Origin of the sequence: Bradyrhizobium sp. LMG 9283 (genome assembly GCF_045571415.1) — a bacterium.
GTDB lineage: Bacteria > Pseudomonadota > Alphaproteobacteria > Rhizobiales > Xanthobacteraceae > Bradyrhizobium.
This window is the reverse complement of sequence record NZ_CP120691.1, coordinates 7,283,690-7,299,688: the sequence shown is the minus strand read 5'-3', so window position 1 is coordinate 7,299,688 and position 15,999 is coordinate 7,283,690. Positions and strand designations below refer to the sequence as shown.

Genomic DNA, 15,999 nt, shown 5'->3' with positions numbered 1-15,999 from the left:
AGCAGGGTCTTTGTCAAGCAACATGAAGCCCCGCATCCAAGTAGCGCGCGTGGCAACTAAGTCACCGGTTGAGCCTAAGTATTGCCAGTAGCCGGCCGGCAGGTGGAAAAGAGATCCGCATTAATTGCTTGCGCAGCGCCGGGACACCCGCAGAGGCATCGAGGTGCGTATCACAAAGGTCTCCCGTCTCATTTCCCGCTCGCATTGGCGGCGAGCTACCCTGATCGTTGCAGTGTAGTAGATTCCATGGGGCGGTAAGCGAGCCCCTTCCGGTAGGTTTGGGTTTCCACACTCGAATCATCGGTGAGTCTGATGCAAGCATCGACCGAGAGCACGCCCACCGCCGGCCATATTGGCACAATCTTGATTGCGATCGAACTGAGTCAGAAGACTTGGCTGGTGACGCTGCACAGTCCGGATCGTGACCGGGTCTCGCGTCACAAGCTCGCGGGAGGCGATCACGCCGGACTGCTGGTGCTGATCGAGAAGATCAAGGCGCGGGCGGCCGAGAAGCCGGGATCGGCGCCGAGGGTGGTGAGCTGCTACGAAGCTGGCTATGACGGCTTCTGGCTGCATCGGCTGCTGCAGGCGGCCGGGATCACCAACCTCGTGTTCGATGCGGCCAGTATTGCGGTCGAGCAGCGATCACGACGGGCGAAGACCGATCGGATCGATGGCGAGCTCATGCTGCGCACCTTGATGGCCTATTTGCAGGGGGAACCGCGGGTGGTCCGCATCGTCCGCGTCCCGAGTGTGGAGGAAGAGGATGCCCGGCGAGCCAGCCGCGAGCGCGATCGTCTGGTCAAGGAGCAGACAGCCCACAGCAACCGGATCAAGGCGCTGCTGCGCCTGCTGGGGGTAGATGTCGGCACGCCGCGACGGAAGAACTGGCTGGCCTGGCTGGAGCAGCAGCGCGATTGGCAGGGGCAGCTGCTCCCGCCGCACCTTCTGGCCGAGATCAAGCGCGAGCATGCGCGCCTGATGCTGGTGCGTGAACAAATCGCGACGCTGGAGCAGGCCCACCTTGCGGAGGTTCCTGCTGCTCCTGCCAGGATGAACGAACGGCGCCAGCTCCTGCAACGGCTCAAGGCGCTTGGTCCGGCCTTCAGTGCAACGCTGGTGAACGAGCTGTTCTACAAGGATTTCCGCAATCGCCGAGAGGTCGCGGCCTATTGCGGCCTATCACCCAGCCCGTGGAAGAGCGGCGGCATCGATCTCGAACAGGGCATCAGCAAAGCGGGCAATCATCGCGCCCGCCTGAGGCGATCGAGCTGGCCTGGCTGTGGCTTTGTCATCAGCCGGACAGCGCGCTCAGCCTCTGGTTCCGCAATCGCACGGCCCATGCTGGCAAGCGCGCCAGGCGTATCGCCATCGTCGCGCTGGCCCGCAAGCTGATCGTGGCGCTGTGGCGTTATCTCTCCACCGGGCTCGTTCCCGATCAGGCGACGATGAAGGCTTGAGCACCAAACCTCGCAGTCAGGTGTAGCCGCAGCTCAAGCTGCGGCCCCTGAGGATGGATGATGACCGTGCCACCCAAGGGTCAACCAAATCGTTTTGTAGATGGGTCTCATCCCCTCGGCTTCCTCACCGCAAGCATGCGGAATGTGGGTCCGGATCAGACGATCCGACCGGATATGAGGTGATGCAGTGAACAGCTGCAATCGTTGGAAGCCAATCCTCGCCGTACGCATCCGGCTAAGGCCCCGGCTAGGGCCGTTCTAGGGCGGAAGGCTGATGGTGCTTAAGCGGCGTGGGCGACGCTTTGAGGCTGCCAATTCCAAGGCAGCAGTGCATTGATGCGCTTGGCAGGGTGATCTGGTAGGCGCGCCAGCACGTCGGCAAGCCAAGCCTGCGGGTCGATATCATTGAGCTTGGCGGTGGCGATAAGGCTGTAGATGGCAGCCGCACGCCGACCGCCCTCATCGGAGCCGGCGAAGGTCCAATTCTTTCGTCCCACGGCAACAGCCCGTAGCTCACGCTCGGCAGCATTGTTCGACATGCAAAGCCGTCCGTCATCAAGGAAGCGGCTAAATGCATCCCAGCGGCTGAGGCAGTATTTGATAGCTTTGGTCGTGTCGTTGTTCCTGGAGAGCTTGGCGCGCTGCTCGCGCAACCACGCCTCCAGCTCGACGATCAGGGGGCGGCTACGCTCCTGGCGCACACGCAAACGCTCCTGCGCAGTAAGACCGTTGATCTCGCGCTCGGTGGCGAACAGAACATCGACGCGCTTGACCGCCTCGGCCGCAATCGGCGCCTTGCTGAGCCGTGCCAGATCAAAGAACTTGCGCCTGCCGTGCGCCCAGCTTGCGTCAGGACAAGTCCTGGAAAGGAGGAAGAATGTGATCTGAAACCTTTCATCGTGACCCAGAGGGTTCGACCCCCTCCCGGCAAAGGCGGAGCCCGCCAGCCGGAAGCGAGTCTTGCATGGGTGACGGCAACGTCGCTCGTGAAGGTAGACAGCGGGTACCGAAGCCCTGTGGCTAGCCTCGAAATCATGGTCGTGCTGAAGCCTTCGCCGTGTTGGATCCGGGGGCAGCACTGGGAAAGCCGCTATGGCCAGGCTGACCGGTTCGGCCGGGGGTCTCTGAGCAGGGCAAAGGTACGGGATGGGCCACCAGGAAACCTGAGAGGTCCCGTTTGTGCCCACATGGAAAGCCGGCACGGAGCACCGGCCACAACAACGCTCCAGGCCTGATGACCGACTTGGCGAGCATCGGGAGCGCGCACGCGAACACGAAACTCCAAGGCATGTGGAATCCCGAGGTGAAGACATAAGCTGACGGACGCGCGCGGCGGGAAGTCGTAGCGGCTTCGTAGTACCGAGGAAGGCGGGGAACTGGGCTCACCGGGACCCACTGGAGGGAAGGGAGCCGCCACGCGTTAAGACCCATTGACGAGAAACACGGGAGGGAACGCTGAGTCCCACGAACCTGTCCACGAAACGACAATGGATAGCCGATCTGGCGAGGAAAAATGCCAAGCGGGTGCTGACCTCGCTGCATCACCTGATCGACCGTGAATGGATGCTCGAGGCCTATCGCCTGACGCGCAAGGATGGCGCGCCCGGCATCGACGGCGTGATGGCGACGGACTATGAGGCGAAGCTGGAGGGCAATCTTGATGATCTTCTGGCGCGCATCAAATCCGGTCGATACATCGCGCCGCCGGTGCGTCGGCACTACATCCCGAAGGCGGACGGCACGGAACGGCCACTAGGCATTCCAACGCTGGAAGACAAAGTGGCGCAGCGGGCGATTCTCCTGCTGCTGGAGCCGATCTACGAGACGGACTTCCTGTCCTGCTCGTATGGCTTCCGACCGGGACGATCGGCCCATGATGCCCTGCACGCTCTGCGCAATGGGTTCATGGAGCAAGGGCTGCGTTGGGTGGTGGACGTCGATATCTCGAAATACTTCGACACCATCGACCACACGCACCTGCGCCGATTCCTCGATCAGCGAGTCACGGACGGCATCGTCCGGAGGATGATTGATAAATGGCTGAAGGCGGGGGTGCTCGAAAAGGGCATCCTGCGCCGCACGACTGGTGGAACGCCCCAAGGCGGTGTGATCTCGCCACTGCTTGCAAACATCTACCTGCATTATGTGCTGGATGAATGGTTCGAGCAGGTGGCGCGACCTCGGCTCAAGGAGCGATGCCAACTGGTCCGATACGCTGATGACGCGGTGATCGCCTTCGAGGACCATTTGTCCGGCAAGCGATTGCTGAGTGTGCTGGGTAAGCGGCTCGGTCGGCACGGGCTTCAACTCCATCCGACCAAGACCCGCTTCGTAGACTTCCGGTTCAAACGCCCGGGTGGGCGTCGTCCCGCGACGGCGGGGACCACATTCAACTTCCTTGGCTTCACCCATGTGTGGGGTCAATCGAGGAAGGGTAAGAATGTCGTCCGACAAATAACGGCAAAAGACCGTTATGCCCGCGCGCTGGCTTCCGTGACGGAATGGTGTCGGCTCAACCTGCATCGTGAGGCGTTCGTGAGGACGACTTCGAAGCGTTGACAGGGGAAACCGCAGGCCAGCCATTGAGCCGCGAAATCGGAAGTCTGGAGCGCCGACGCTGTTATCCTAAGCGGAAGGCAACACGTTGGGCGGCGCACATCGCGAGCGCTCAACGGCTCCACGCGGTCGGAGACCCTGAGCATGCGGGGAAATCCTTCGCACAGGAACTGGGAGATCTCGTCGTCGCCCGAGGACGAACAGCCTTTCGGGCAGGCTGGGGAAAGGCGAATGCCATAAGCCTAGCCTCACCGTCGACGAGAAGTCGGATGTCCGCATAGTACCAATGAACGACCTGAACAAAAGCGACGGGTCCACACCGTTGCTCGCGGAAGGTCCGGAGGGAAGGCGGGCAGCCAAGGGCAATAGCAAACATCCTCCCGCGCCCCGGACACAGAGCCGGACCAGCGCATCGACGAGGCTGGGCGCTATACGTGAACTGGCAAGACGGGATAGGAAGACACGGTTCACGGCGTTGATGCATCACGTGACGCGCGAATTGCTGACGGAAAGCTTCAGTCAACTGAAGCGCTCCGCGGTGCCCGGCGTCGACGGGATGACATGGCGTGACTATGAGGAAGGGCTCGACGAGCGAATAGCAGTGCTTTGGGACGCGGTCCAATCAGGCCGCTACCAGGCGCTCCCGTCTCGCCGAGTGTATACCCCCAAGTTGAATGGCAAACGCAGGCCGCTCGGAATCGCTGCGCTGGAGGATAAGATCGTCCAGCACGCGGTGACGACGGTCCTGAATGCAATCTACGAGGCGGACTTCCTCGGCTTTTCCTACGGATTCCGGGAGGGGCGAAACCAGCATCAAGCGCTGAACGCACTCTGGATCGGCATCCATCAGAAAAGAGTGAACTGGGTGCTTGACGCAGACATCCGCTCGTTCTTCGACATGATCGATCACGAATGGATGATGCGGTTTCTCGAGCACAGGATTGCAGACCGCCGGCTCTTGCGATTGATACGCAAGTGGCTGACCGCTGGCGTTGTCGAAAGTGGATCGAAGTCCGTAGCGCGGTTAGGTACGCCGCAAGGCGCGGTGATCTCGGCGCTCCTCGCCAATATCTATCTGCACTACGTCTTCGACCTCTGGACCCACCAGTGGCGAAGCAAAACGGCGAAAGGGGATGTTATCGTCGTCCGCTATGCGGACGACAGCGTCGTGGGCTTCGAAACAAAGTCCGAGGCTCTACACTTTCTCGACGCACTGCGTGAGCGGATGGCGAAGTTCGGTCTCTCGCTGAATGAGGAGAAGACGCTGATTCTGGAATTTGGACGGTACGCGGCCGAGCGCCGCGCACGCCGGGGGCAACGCCGCCCGGAAACGTTCGACTTCCTCGGGTTCACGCACATCTGCGCGGTGACCCGAATGAATCCGCACTTCACAATCCGGCGCGTGACAATCGCCTCCCGCATGCGGGGGACGCTGAGGGCGATACGACACGACCTGATGAAACGCCGCCATGCGCCCATCGCTGAGATCGGCGCCTGGCTCCGTCGCGTGGTGCAGGGGTACCTGAACTACCACGCGATTCTAGGGAATCTGAAACGGCTCGGCATGTTCCGCGCCGAGGTCTGCCGGGCATGGCTGCGCTCGCTTCGCCGACGCAGTCAGCGCTCTCGCATGACCTGGGATCGGTTCCAGCGTCACGTTGGGCGATACATTCCGAAAGTCCGCGCCTGTCATCCGCATCCCAATCCACGGTACACGTCATGACCCAAGGCAGGAGCCGTATGCGGTAGCTCCGCACGTACGGATCTGAGCGGGGGGCGCTGGGAAACCAGCGTCCCTACCGCGACCTCCTCGCCCGGGGCCCGGTTTCGCGCTGCGCTACGCCGGCTCCGCGCGCCGCCCTGACATCCCCAAACCCTAACCCGCACCTACACAAGAGCCTTGACTCAAAAAGGCCGGGCAGAAAAGCTGCTGAACGCTAACGCAGCATAGAACATCACCCCACGAGAGGCGCATCGCCATCGGGGCTCCGTGCCGGCGCATCGCTACGAACTGCGCGGGCGCGATCACAAGATCTGACCAAATCCTGAAGAGTTTATCAGCGGCGACCCGCATAGTCTCGAGCTAGCGCAGTCAGCCCGACGTGTAGCTGCGGCTAATCGGGCCGATCTGATACGCCTTTAGAGGCGGGCTGTGTGTTTTGCGTCTGACCAGTGACTGCAAGATCCTGGGGGCGCAGACGAAACTCGTCGAGCCGCAGCTTTCGTTCGCGCAGAAAAATGTACAGGCCCGCACCGATAATGATTACCGCGCCGGCCAGCGTTGCAGGTGAGGGGACATCGCCGAACGCCACAAATCCAAAAATCACGGCCCAGAAGATCTGGGAATATTGGTAAGGCGCCACGGCGCTCGCCGGTGCCAGCTTGAGCGAGCGACTAATGCACACGAGCGCACACACGGAGATCATTCCTGCTGCGGCGAATAGAAAAAGGCTTCGCGGTGTCGGAGTCAGCCAGCCGAAGGGGGCGAGCAGTGCGCCCAATAAGAACGAGCCTATGAATTGCAAGGTAACAATCACGACATCCGGCGTCTGTCGCAATTGCCTGGTGGTCAGCATCAACCCCGCAAAAGAGAAGCTTCCGTTGAGCGCGATCAACGCCGACCAGCTGAAGGTTTGTGCCGAAGGCCTGAGTGCGATCAAAACGCCCACAAATCCAACTAGAATCGCAGTCCAGCGACGCCGGCCGACCGGCTCGCGTAGCACAATCGCTGATAACGCTGTGACGAATATAGGGCATGCAAGATAGTAAGTCACAACGTCGGTAAGCGGTAGATAGGAAGTGGAAAGGAAAAACGATGCCACCTCAGATGTTGATAACAGTACACGGACAAACTGCAGGCGTGGCTGCTCAATTTTTGCGAAGCTGTTCCTATTGCGCCAGATCAATGGCGCGAGTAGCAAGAGCGCGGCGCATGCTCGTAGCCACAGCAACTGTCCTACCGAATAGGTCGCAACGATGAACTTTCCAGTTGCGTCTCCAAAGGAGAACATGAACACTGCCAGAAGCATCAGGCCGACTCCGGCCGAACGATGGGCACGTTCGTCGACTTGAGACGAGATATTTGTCACTGTAGACACTTAGAGCGCCTTTTCATCTTCTGCAGCGTGATCGCGGCTCCATTGCGAGCCGACCGAAGCGGGCGTCGCGGCGTTCCGCCCACTACGACCTGGGCAAGCCAGCGCGATGGTAAACGTTGCAGGACATCTCGGATCGCACTCGAGGATTCCTGAGTAGCGAGTTTATCGAGTCAAATGCGTCGAACGTGATGCATACCGCACAGAAATGCTGCGCCCGTGAGTAAGGTTGCGAGGTTTAAACGCAATCAACGTTCTGGCCAGCCAGGCGAGCCGAGGCCGGGGCGATATGTTGAAGGCTCTCGGTCAGGTCGATTGGGACGAAAACGAAGTCTATCCAGTTTGCCACTCGTGTAGAGCGCAAGGAGCGGGCCGCCCGCCAGGACTGAAGGATGCAATCATCCCGCGATATGGTCGCGCTCATGGCTGACTTCAGCTGCTACAGGGGCCCCTTCGCGCCTCTACAAGGGATTCCGCGAGCTCGATTGCACGGTGGGCAACCAGTCGAGAAACATACAGCTCATGCAGCGCTTGCCCTTACTATCAAGCACGCAACAGAGCGGGGGAGTTTCAATCATATCAAGGCGGGTAGCCGAGACAGCTATCGTGATGGTGATTCAGGGCTAAGGAGTTCCGGCCAAGCAGCCAAATCGTGGATATGCCACATACCCGGGCGGTATGCGCCAAATTAACGTCTTACTTGTTCAGCCGCGGGAGAGAACGGTTACACTGTGGTCCGCCTCGGCGACCTCACTGGCAACCTCTCGCCGTCCTTTCGTTAGCAACTTGAGTGGACGAGCGTGCGGGACTCATTCCAAAGACCATATTTGTGAGGGTCAAGACGTCTGCAACCCGAAGCCCGGTATCCTGCATCACGGCGTTCGCCGCCAAGGGGAAGGCGGTGCATTCGAAAACGAACGCTCCAATCTCTGGGTTAGCGTCTAGAAGCTTCCTAGCGGCAGCTCTCACGTCTTTGATCAGTATGGAGGCATCAATGCTTGGGGCGGGGTTAGCAAACTCGTACCACAATTCAGTCCCCTCAATACCTCCCACAGCAACACTTATGTCCTCGGATGACCAGCCAGCGCAGGCGAAATGGTCCTCAGTAAGCTTAGGTGCGTCATACGTAAGAATGCCGACCTTGCGCCCGGCCTTTAGTGTCCGCGCTACGAATGGAACTAGTAATAGGCTCGACATCGCAACAGGAACAGACACCGCCTCGGACACCGCAGCTTGGAAGAGCCCAGTGAACCCGCAATTAGATACGATTGCGGATACTCCTTCGCTCTCGAGCTGACGAGCAGCCGCGACGTATTTCTTTTCTACGGACTTGTCACCGTCGACGATGTTGCGGGTAAATGCGCCAGGAACCTGCAATCGCTTGGTCGGAAATGCAAATGTCCGTGGTCCGGCCATGAAGCCCGGGAGTTCAATCGCTTTTGTCTCCAGTTCTAATATACCCAAGGTCTTGCCAGTCATATCTTAAAGCTCCTTCGACGCTGCGTCCTCTCAACAATGCGTTGAAAGACCAATATATAGCGATTTGCATCTTTCGCGGTGCGCATGGCCATCAACTCATGTCCGACTTCTTGCCGCCTCTGGCTATTTCACAACGAGCGTGCGCGGCGTGAGAGTCAATGGCTCATAACCGCGTTCGGTGACCGCGAAGGGCTGCGTAACGGTTATTGCCTGATCTCCTAGCCACAGGCCTGTCATCAGATGGAAGCACATGCCCGGCAGGAGGACAGTCTTCTCCTCCTTCCGTATACTCACGGTGCGCTCTGCCACACTAGGCGGGTATCCTATTCCGATTGAGTAGCCAATCCGCTGATCTTTTTCGATCCCATGACGGGCCAAAATCTTGTGAAACGCTCCAAACACTTCCGAGCAAGCACGCCCGGGGCGCACGCTTTCAAGACCGACTTCTAAGGCTTCGAGAGCTATTCCGGCGAGCTTCTCGTAGGCAGCGGAAGGCTTGCCGATGCAGATCGTGCGGCTGACATTGATCTGGTAACGCAAACGGTTTCCGTGCACTTCGAAATTAATGATTGTCTTCTCCGGTAGTGGCTTGTCCGTCCAAGCCGAATGCGGTGCGAGTGCTCGCTCGCCCACGCAGAAGTGGAGGGCAGACGAGTCGTAGCTTCCTCCAAAATCAGGCGTCCCCGAGAGCTGTTGGTGGTAAATAGCGGCCACCACATCGCATTCGCGCACCCCCGGCTGGGCGGTTTCGATTCCGCGCTTGAGCATCAGGTCACCAATTTGGCCTGCCTGGCGCATCAAGGCCAGTTCCGCCGGACTTTTCACAAGTCGAATCCAGTTTATCAGCAGGTCGGCGTCCACAAACGTCGCTTGCGGTAAAGCCTTGACAAGGTCGGCGTGCGCCCTTGCTGAGTAGTAGTACCCACCCATTTCCACCCCAACTGTGGCCTTCTCCCCGCCGATCTCTTTTACGACCCGCGCGACGTATTCGTAGGCTGACTGTTCCGAGGAATTAACGTAGTTATCCGGGAAGCCACGGATGCTGTCATCCGACAAGTAGGTCGTCATTTTTGCTGAAGTTGTATCCATGCCTCGCGTGATGAAGATTGGTTCTTCACTGTCGAGCGCCACAATTGCCATTTGTGGGGTATAGAATGAATAGGCATCATATCCGGTGAGATAGTTGAGGTTCGGAGGTTCCGAAACGAGGAGGATATCGAGCCCGCGCTTTGCCATCTCGGCCTTGACGGCTCCCAGGCGAATGTTGAATTCGGTTAGCTCGAAGTGAAGTGTTCTTTCCATGTTCGCCTCCTACTTCAGGTACGTTCTAACACGGGCCACAAGATCGCTAGGCTTACTTTGCCCATCGTTGCGGCTCGCTCTGGCCGATGGAAGCCGCTTACCTGCTTGGGCAAATTGGTTGTTCTTTCGAGCATACGCCAGCACTCCGCAGAAAGTGTGCGTTTCCTGCGCGAAGTCTGCAGCGCTCTGCAATTTTGTGCATTTCATGCAGAAAATGTGCGGCTAACTGTCGTTGGAGCCCAGACTGGCTTCCTGGTTCAGTATTCGGCGAGGGCCCACATCTTCAAAGACGCTGGGCCGCTATCGTCAATTGCGGCAAAAGCGCCAAGAGTCTCACCAAGTATCAACTTTTCTAGACGTCGATAAACAGCGTGACGAGCGGGTCGGGTCCGACCTGACGAGACGCGTGGTCATGGATTTCCCGATTGAACACCGCGCCCGGCGGGAGAGAGTTTTCCGCAAAGAAACAGTCCCCAGGTTTAAAAGCCGCGAGGTGCCGTCCTGTAACGTTATCTCCATGTGCCCCTGCAGGATGATGACCCACACCGGAGTATTCGAACAATGAAAGTCGTAGCTCAATTCCACAGGACTGTGGAGCAATCAATATGTCTTGCACGGGACCGGCGAAGATTTCTGGATCTGCGGCGTTCCTTCCGTGAGTTCAATTGTTTCCTCGCGAAAACGACTACGCCCCGTTCCATCAGAGTAGAGAATGACCTTTTCGAAAGTGCTCATTGTGTGTGGCCCTTCGCTCGTGTCGGCATTGAGAGCCCGGCCCCGCTTTTGCAGAGCGGTCGTCGGTCAAGTGCAACTGTAGCTAACCCAGATGCCGAAAACGTGTGGTGAACATTCTCTCTCGATTGAGATTCTGCATCGGTCATTCGGTTTTGGCCTGAATCATCTCTGACGCGACGAACCAACGGGCCGGTCTCGGTGGCTTGCCTGGCCGCTATGGTGACTGCGTTCCATTTTCTGCACGAGCAGATCGCCAACGTAAGGCGCGCTCCAGTTCGACGCGGCAATAGTGGAGGGATCGATGTGGAGTCATCGCCTCCGATCCTGAAGATTGGGTGCCAAGGTTAAGCCGGCGGTCCACATAGGGGACGCCTCGACCGCGCCGCGACCAACTCACAATTATCACGATGGTTTTCAAGACGGTTCGTAGCGAATGGGTTGAAATCGAACGCGGCCTGAAGGAGAACAGTGAAAGCCGGCTGGGCGGACTTCCTTTGCGTTCCTGTCACCGGATTCCGTCAACTGTCCACCAACCAGAGCAGAATTTCTGCGGCTGTGTGGCTTCTTTGAGGAATTTAGACCGTCGAGACCCGTACTGTCGCTAGGTGAAGCTCGGTAAAGAGTGGCTTAGGGCTCTTGGGATCCAGCGAGCTTATCATAGCGACGGCGAGATGGACGATGGAAGGGAAGCCTTGATCGGCTTTGTCAGCAGCCATCGCGACACGTTCGAGCTCCTTAGAACTTGAAGGACTTTCGATGAGATGTCGCCATTTGTACATCCCCTCGTCGATGGCGAGCGGCATTGCGCGACGCGGATACCGGAAGATGGCCGCTTGGCACCGCGCGCGTCGCATTCTGCAACGATGGCGTTGCTGGCGAGCGCTCTGTCAGCGGTCAGCGCGTGGAAGGTCGATCGCTTGATGAGCGGCGGCGCGCCCACAGCTTTGAAACGGTGTCCCGGCACAAGCAGGGGGCGCATGGCGATCGCGTTGGTGAGCTCCAGGGGAGGGCGGCGATCATCCCGCTTTCGGGCTTTGAGTCGTCCTCTTGCGCCCGGTCCGTGGCGGTGGAGCTTGACGATGGCAGGAAATTTCCGTGGCTGAACCAGGTAGTAGACTTCGAGCGATCAATAGTGTGGTCTCGACAGATAGTCGGTTCTCTTAACGCGGCGACCGTAATCGCCCGGTTTGCAAAGACGAAGAGGTTCCATCTTCGCCTATTAAGATCCAGTCAAGGCGAATTTGGTCTGACCGCAACTTGAACACAACCGAGCCCGGATGAGAATCCTGACACCAGCGACCGAATCCAGGGTGTGCGAGCAAGGAAGGTAAATGAGATGAAAGTTCTGTGTCTGTGGCATGCCACAAGAGATGAAATTGATGGCATCAAGACAGCGATGCCGGCAGGGACGGAAGTGGTCGCACCAGAGCCGACGGACTATCTTTCGCGTTATGAAACCACATACAAGGATCTCGAGCGCCACGCTCGCAATGCCGATGCGTTCATTGGTTGGACTGTACCCGAAGGCATCCTCGAAATTTCAGAAAAGCTCAAGATACTCTCTTGGCTGCATGTTGGCGTCGACGATCTCAGACAGATAGGTGCCTTCACGCTGCTGAAGCAGCGCGGGGCGAAGTTGACCAACATTGCCGGTGCCAATGCGGCCGCAATCGCTGAGCAGGGCATGATGTTGATGCTCGCCCTCGCAAAGAATGCGATCGTCAAACATCATCTAACGATTGACGGCAGATCGCCATTTCCCCTTTGGGGAGACGAGATGCGCTCGGCGATTTTAGATGGCCGCACGCTTGGAGTGATCGGGGTGGGCAACATCGGAAGCCGAATTGCCAAATATGCCCAGGCGTTTAGTATGAATGTTCTTGGCGTGCGTCGCAGCAAAGATAAACCTGCCGAAGGGGTCGATTCAATGCACGGGCCGGATGAATTGCATTCGGTTTTGGCGAGAAGCGATTTCGTTATCGTCGCCGCGCCGAATACGAAGGAGACCAATGGCTTTTTCGGGCGGGCCGAGCTTGCGGCCATGAAGCCATCTGCGTTCCTGATTAATATCGGTCGTGCCGCAACGATCCAAGAAAAACCTCTTTATGAAGCACTTACGTCGGGCCACCTCCGCGGCTTCGCCACAGATGTGTGGTGGAGGTATGAGTTCGGGAGAACCTTCCCGATCGGGTGGGGCTCGCGGTTGGAGATCCACCGTCTTCCAAACGTGATTTGTTCCGCGCGAGAAGCCCACAATGCGGACGGCATTCGGGAAAGGTCGATCGAGTGGGGTACCGAAAATTTGGTACAGTTCGCCAACAAGGAGCCTCTCAAGCGGGAGGTTAGTCTTGAGCTGGGCTACTGAGGAGATGCCAATCCTCAGGCGTCGGAGGGTGAGGGTCCGCGGACTCCGAATGGCAATGGGTCAGACCGCTATTTAGGCGCTCGACCGGGGGCGCCTTGGTCGGCCGCGGCCTATTCGACGAACTGAAATGCTGCCTCTGGTGGGATATCCGCGTGATGCCACGTCCACAGCAACCGTAAGGAGGAATGGGGAATGAAACGCCGAACATTTCTAAGACTTGCGACTGCCTCAGCGATGAGCATGTTGGCTGCGCCCTACGTCCATGCCGAGAACAAGAAGTTCTCGGAAATTACTCTCCGGTTTGGCGGATGGGGCGGCCTTTACGACGAAACCCTTCGGAAGAGCGTGACCGCGCCGCTCGAGGAAAGGACCGGGCTGAAGGTAGAGATCTCCGCCGGCACACAGTCCGCCGACCTCGTCAAGCTAGTGGCGAACCAGAAGAACCCGCCATTCGATGTGTACCAAGCCGACAGCGCGTACATGGTGGAGGCGCTGAAAGCCAATCTCGTTCGAGAGATCAAGGAAGCGGACGTCCCAAACATCAAACGTATCCTTCCTGGTTTTCGTGAGTACGGCGATTATGGGATCCCGTACAGCGTGTTCACATACATACCAGTCTTTAACTCCAAGCAGGTCGAAAAGCAGCTTAAGACTTACACCGACCTGGCCAGGCCCGATCTAAAGGGCCGCGTGGCTCTTCCCGCTGCAACTTTTGACACATGGAGCCTGTACCTGCTCGCGTTAGCAGAGGAGAACGGTGGCTCGATCTCCAACATGGAGCCAGCGTACACATTATTGGAGCAGGTGAAGCCCAACATTCTCGCGCTGGCGCAAAGCACGGTTGCCATGGTCCAGATGTTCGAAAACGGAGAAGCTTCCGCAGGGGTGATATCGGATGCTCGCGGACACGAAATGCGCGCGAAGGGTCTACCCATCGTAAGCGTGTATCCGCCGCAAGGCATTTACGGCGCAACATCGTACATGAACGTGGTGAAGCATACCAAATATCCGGAGGCCGCCTTCGCGTTCCTCGACCAGATGCTCTCGGACGAGGGCATGATTGGGCTGCCTCGAGCGATGAGGCTCGGTGTGACCACCGACATAAAACTACCTGATGAAATCGCAAAGGATCTGACCTTCAACTCGCCTGAGCGGATCGCGCTGAAAAAGAAGATCGATTGGCAAAAGTGGATGGCTGATCGCAGCACTCGGATCGAGCGCATCAACAAAATACTTCGTGGCTGAATTCGTTGTCTTTTTAATACAGGCGTTCGGGTCGTTGTGCCCAGCCCTGGACAGGGAACCTGATCGAGTCTGGTAACTGATATGAGCCCATCTCTCCGACCAAGCCGTACATTTACTGTAGCGCTGTTGCTAGCGCCCATGGTCCTCCTCTTGGCGGCATTCCTGGTTGTGCCGGTCGCGGGTGTGCTTCGCTACAGCTACCTCGACGGTGACTACCTTCTCGAAGGAGGCGGTTTCACCTTGAGGCACTACCTGCGATTTTTCTCGGACTCCTTCTATTCTTCGGTCTTGTGGGACACGTTTTTCGACGGTCTTGTCGTGAGCCTGATCTGTTTGTTGCTCGGCTTTCCAACCGGGTACTCCCTTGCCCGGCTGCCGCCCTTAGCGCGGAGATGGAGGACGATTATCGTCGTCATGCCGCTGACGCTAAGTCTGGTTGTTATCGTCTTCGGCTGGATTATCGTCCTTGGTCGGAACGGCCTTCTGAACTCACTTCTGGTCAATCTTGGCCTCGTCTCTTCTCCAAAGACTTTCCTATTCACCCGACCCGCCGTGATTCTTGTCCTAGTACAACAGTTCTTACCCTTCATGATTCTCTCCGTCATGAGCGTCGTGACGCAAATTGATCCGATCCTCGAGCAGGCAGCTTCTAACCTGCGGGCGAACCGGCTGATTATATTCCGGAAGGTCATAATTCCTCTTGCGATACCGGGCATCCTTGTCGGTTTCAATCTCGTGTTTGTCCTGTCAATTTCGGCGTTCATCACGCCCCGCCTCATCGGAGGCAATCGCGTCCCCATGCTGGGCAGCCTGATCTACGAGCGCATCATGTCGGAGTTCAACTGGCCTTCCGGCGCAGCGATGGCGTTCGTCCTTTTTGTATCCGGTCTCGGCTTTACCGCAGCTTTCAATGCGCTAGCCGCATCGCGCATCGTCATGGCTGGTCGTCGCTATGCGCTATGATTTCACGGACTACGTCATGAAAGTTGTGGGTGCCGTGACGCGCGCGGTCGTCTATACGATGCTGGCGATACCTGCGATTCTGGTGATCATTTCGTCGTTCACTAGCGGAGAATCAATGAATTTCCCGCCGCCCGGGTTCTCCTTGCGCTGGTATCAACGGGCGTTCGAAAATCATTCCTTTATGATGGCACTTTGGACCAGCACCTATGTAGCCGTGGTCGTCGCGCTCCTCGCGCTAGCAATCGGTTTCGCTGCGGCGTTCGCCATCAACCGCTTTTCTTTTCCTGGAAAAGGGCTACTGCAGGGACTCGCCTTTTCACCCTTGATTGTTCCTGCCGTCGTTCTAGGCATCGGCCTCTTATATCTATTTGCCTGGATGCATCTGACGCAAACAATGTTGCCCCTGTTCGTCGGCCACCTTGTTCTTGCGATTCCTTATGTGGTCAGGACGATTCTCGCGAGCCTTTCCTTGCATAACCGGGTTCTAGAGGAAGCAGCTATGAATCTCAGGGCGACGCCGTTGCAAGTCATCCGCCGGATTACGCTTCCGCTCATTCTGCCCGGTTTGCTATCTGCCGCGATTTTTGCGTTTGTTACATCGTTCGGAAATGTCACCGTCTCCATATTTCTCACGTACGGTGGGAACGTCACATTGCCTGTTCAGCTCTTTACGTATGTGGACTCGAGTTATGACCCGCTTGTTGCGGCGGTATCCAGCATCATGATCTTTGTTACCCTGGCAATTATCCTGACGATTGAGCGTTTGATTGGCGCGGAGCGACTAGCCTGACAACCGACA

At 57.9% G+C, this 15,999-nt stretch carries 9 protein-coding genes and 2 pseudogenes; 7 read left to right on the top strand and 4 right to left on the bottom strand.

The genetic code is table 11. The features are described from left to right. Window positions 1-312: 312 nt before the first annotated feature. Window positions 313-1,460, top strand: a pseudogene (locus P6U29_RS34095) (IS110 family transposase). Between the two features lie 281 nt (window positions 1,461-1,741). Here P6U29_RS34095 and tnpC read toward each other — a convergent pair. Then, window positions 1,742-2,308: pseudogene (gene tnpC, locus P6U29_RS34090) on the bottom strand (IS66 family transposase); the annotation flags it as partial. A 676-nt stretch (window positions 2,309-2,984) separates the two neighbouring features. On the opposite strand from tnpC, the gene ltrA (P6U29_RS34085) reads away from it, so the two are divergent. After that, complete coding sequence (gene ltrA / locus P6U29_RS34085; protein ID WP_407114627.1) at window positions 2,985-4,019, top strand: group II intron reverse transcriptase/maturase; 1,035 nt, start codon at window positions 2,985-2,987, stop codon at window positions 4,017-4,019. 475 nt (window positions 4,020-4,494) lie between these two features. After that, window positions 4,495-5,739, top strand: coding sequence for a group II intron reverse transcriptase/maturase (gene ltrA / locus P6U29_RS34080; RefSeq protein ID WP_407119490.1), 1,245 nt, complete (start codon window positions 4,495-4,497; stop codon window positions 5,737-5,739). Between the two features lie 391 nt (window positions 5,740-6,130). On the opposite strand, the gene P6U29_RS34075 is transcribed toward ltrA (P6U29_RS34080), so the two are convergent. From P6U29_RS34075 to P6U29_RS34065, 3 genes are all read right to left on the bottom strand, one after another. Further along, complete coding sequence (locus P6U29_RS34075) at window positions 6,131-7,045, bottom strand: DMT family transporter (protein WP_407114626.1); 915 nt, start codon at window positions 7,043-7,045, stop codon at window positions 6,131-6,133. An 816-nt stretch (window positions 7,046-7,861) separates the two neighbouring features. Further along, entirely contained in the window at window positions 7,862-8,590 is a 729-nt protein-coding gene (locus P6U29_RS34070) for a hypothetical protein (RefSeq protein ID WP_407114625.1), read from the bottom strand. 123 nt (window positions 8,591-8,713) lie between these two features. Next, window positions 8,714-9,892: a M24 family metallopeptidase gene (locus P6U29_RS34065; RefSeq protein WP_407114624.1), complete on the bottom strand. Its 1,179-nt coding sequence runs from the start codon at window positions 9,890-9,892 to the stop codon at window positions 8,714-8,716. A 2,071-nt stretch (window positions 9,893-11,963) separates the two neighbouring features. Here P6U29_RS34065 and P6U29_RS34060 point away from each other — a divergent pair. From P6U29_RS34060 to P6U29_RS34045, 4 genes are all read left to right on the top strand, one after another. Continuing rightward, window positions 11,964-12,992, top strand: coding sequence for an NAD(P)-dependent oxidoreductase (locus P6U29_RS34060; protein WP_407114623.1), 1,029 nt, complete (start codon window positions 11,964-11,966; stop codon window positions 12,990-12,992). A gap of 192 nt (window positions 12,993-13,184) precedes the next feature. After that, window positions 13,185-14,237, top strand: coding sequence for a PotD/PotF family extracellular solute-binding protein (locus P6U29_RS34055; RefSeq protein ID WP_407114622.1), 1,053 nt, complete (start codon window positions 13,185-13,187; stop codon window positions 14,235-14,237). A 150-nt stretch (window positions 14,238-14,387) separates the two neighbouring features. Further along, window positions 14,388-15,200 carry an ABC transporter permease gene (locus P6U29_RS34050; RefSeq protein WP_407114621.1) on the top strand — a complete coding sequence of 271 codons (813 nt, stop codon included), beginning with the start codon at window positions 14,388-14,390 and terminating at the stop codon, window positions 15,198-15,200. Between the two features lie 16 nt (window positions 15,201-15,216). Beyond that, window positions 15,217-15,990, top strand: coding sequence for an ABC transporter permease (locus P6U29_RS34045; protein ID WP_407114620.1), 774 nt, complete (start codon window positions 15,217-15,219; stop codon window positions 15,988-15,990). Window positions 15,991-15,999: the final 9 nt, after the last annotated feature.

Excerpts from the sequence above, each read along its gene's own strand:
- P6U29_RS34060 (WP_407114623.1), top strand. The coding sequence starts at position 11,964 with ATGAAAGTTCTGTGTCTGTGGCATGCCACAAGAGATGAAATTGATGGC.
- P6U29_RS34065 (WP_407114624.1), bottom strand. The coding sequence starts at position 9,892 with ATGGAAAGAACACTTCACTTCGAGCTAACCGAATTCAACATTCGCCTG.
- P6U29_RS34045 (WP_407114620.1), top strand. The coding sequence starts at position 15,217 with ATGAAAGTTGTGGGTGCCGTGACGCGCGCGGTCGTCTATACGATGCTG.
- ltrA (WP_407119490.1), top strand. The coding sequence starts at position 4,495 with ATGCATCACGTGACGCGCGAATTGCTGACGGAAAGCTTCAGTCAACTG.
- P6U29_RS34075 (WP_407114626.1), bottom strand. The coding sequence starts at position 7,045 with ATGCTTCTGGCAGTGTTCATGTTCTCCTTTGGAGACGCAACTGGAAAG.
- P6U29_RS34055 (WP_407114622.1), top strand. The coding sequence starts at position 13,185 with ATGAAACGCCGAACATTTCTAAGACTTGCGACTGCCTCAGCGATGAGC.
- P6U29_RS34070 (WP_407114625.1), bottom strand. The coding sequence starts at position 8,590 with ATGACTGGCAAGACCTTGGGTATATTAGAACTGGAGACAAAAGCGATT.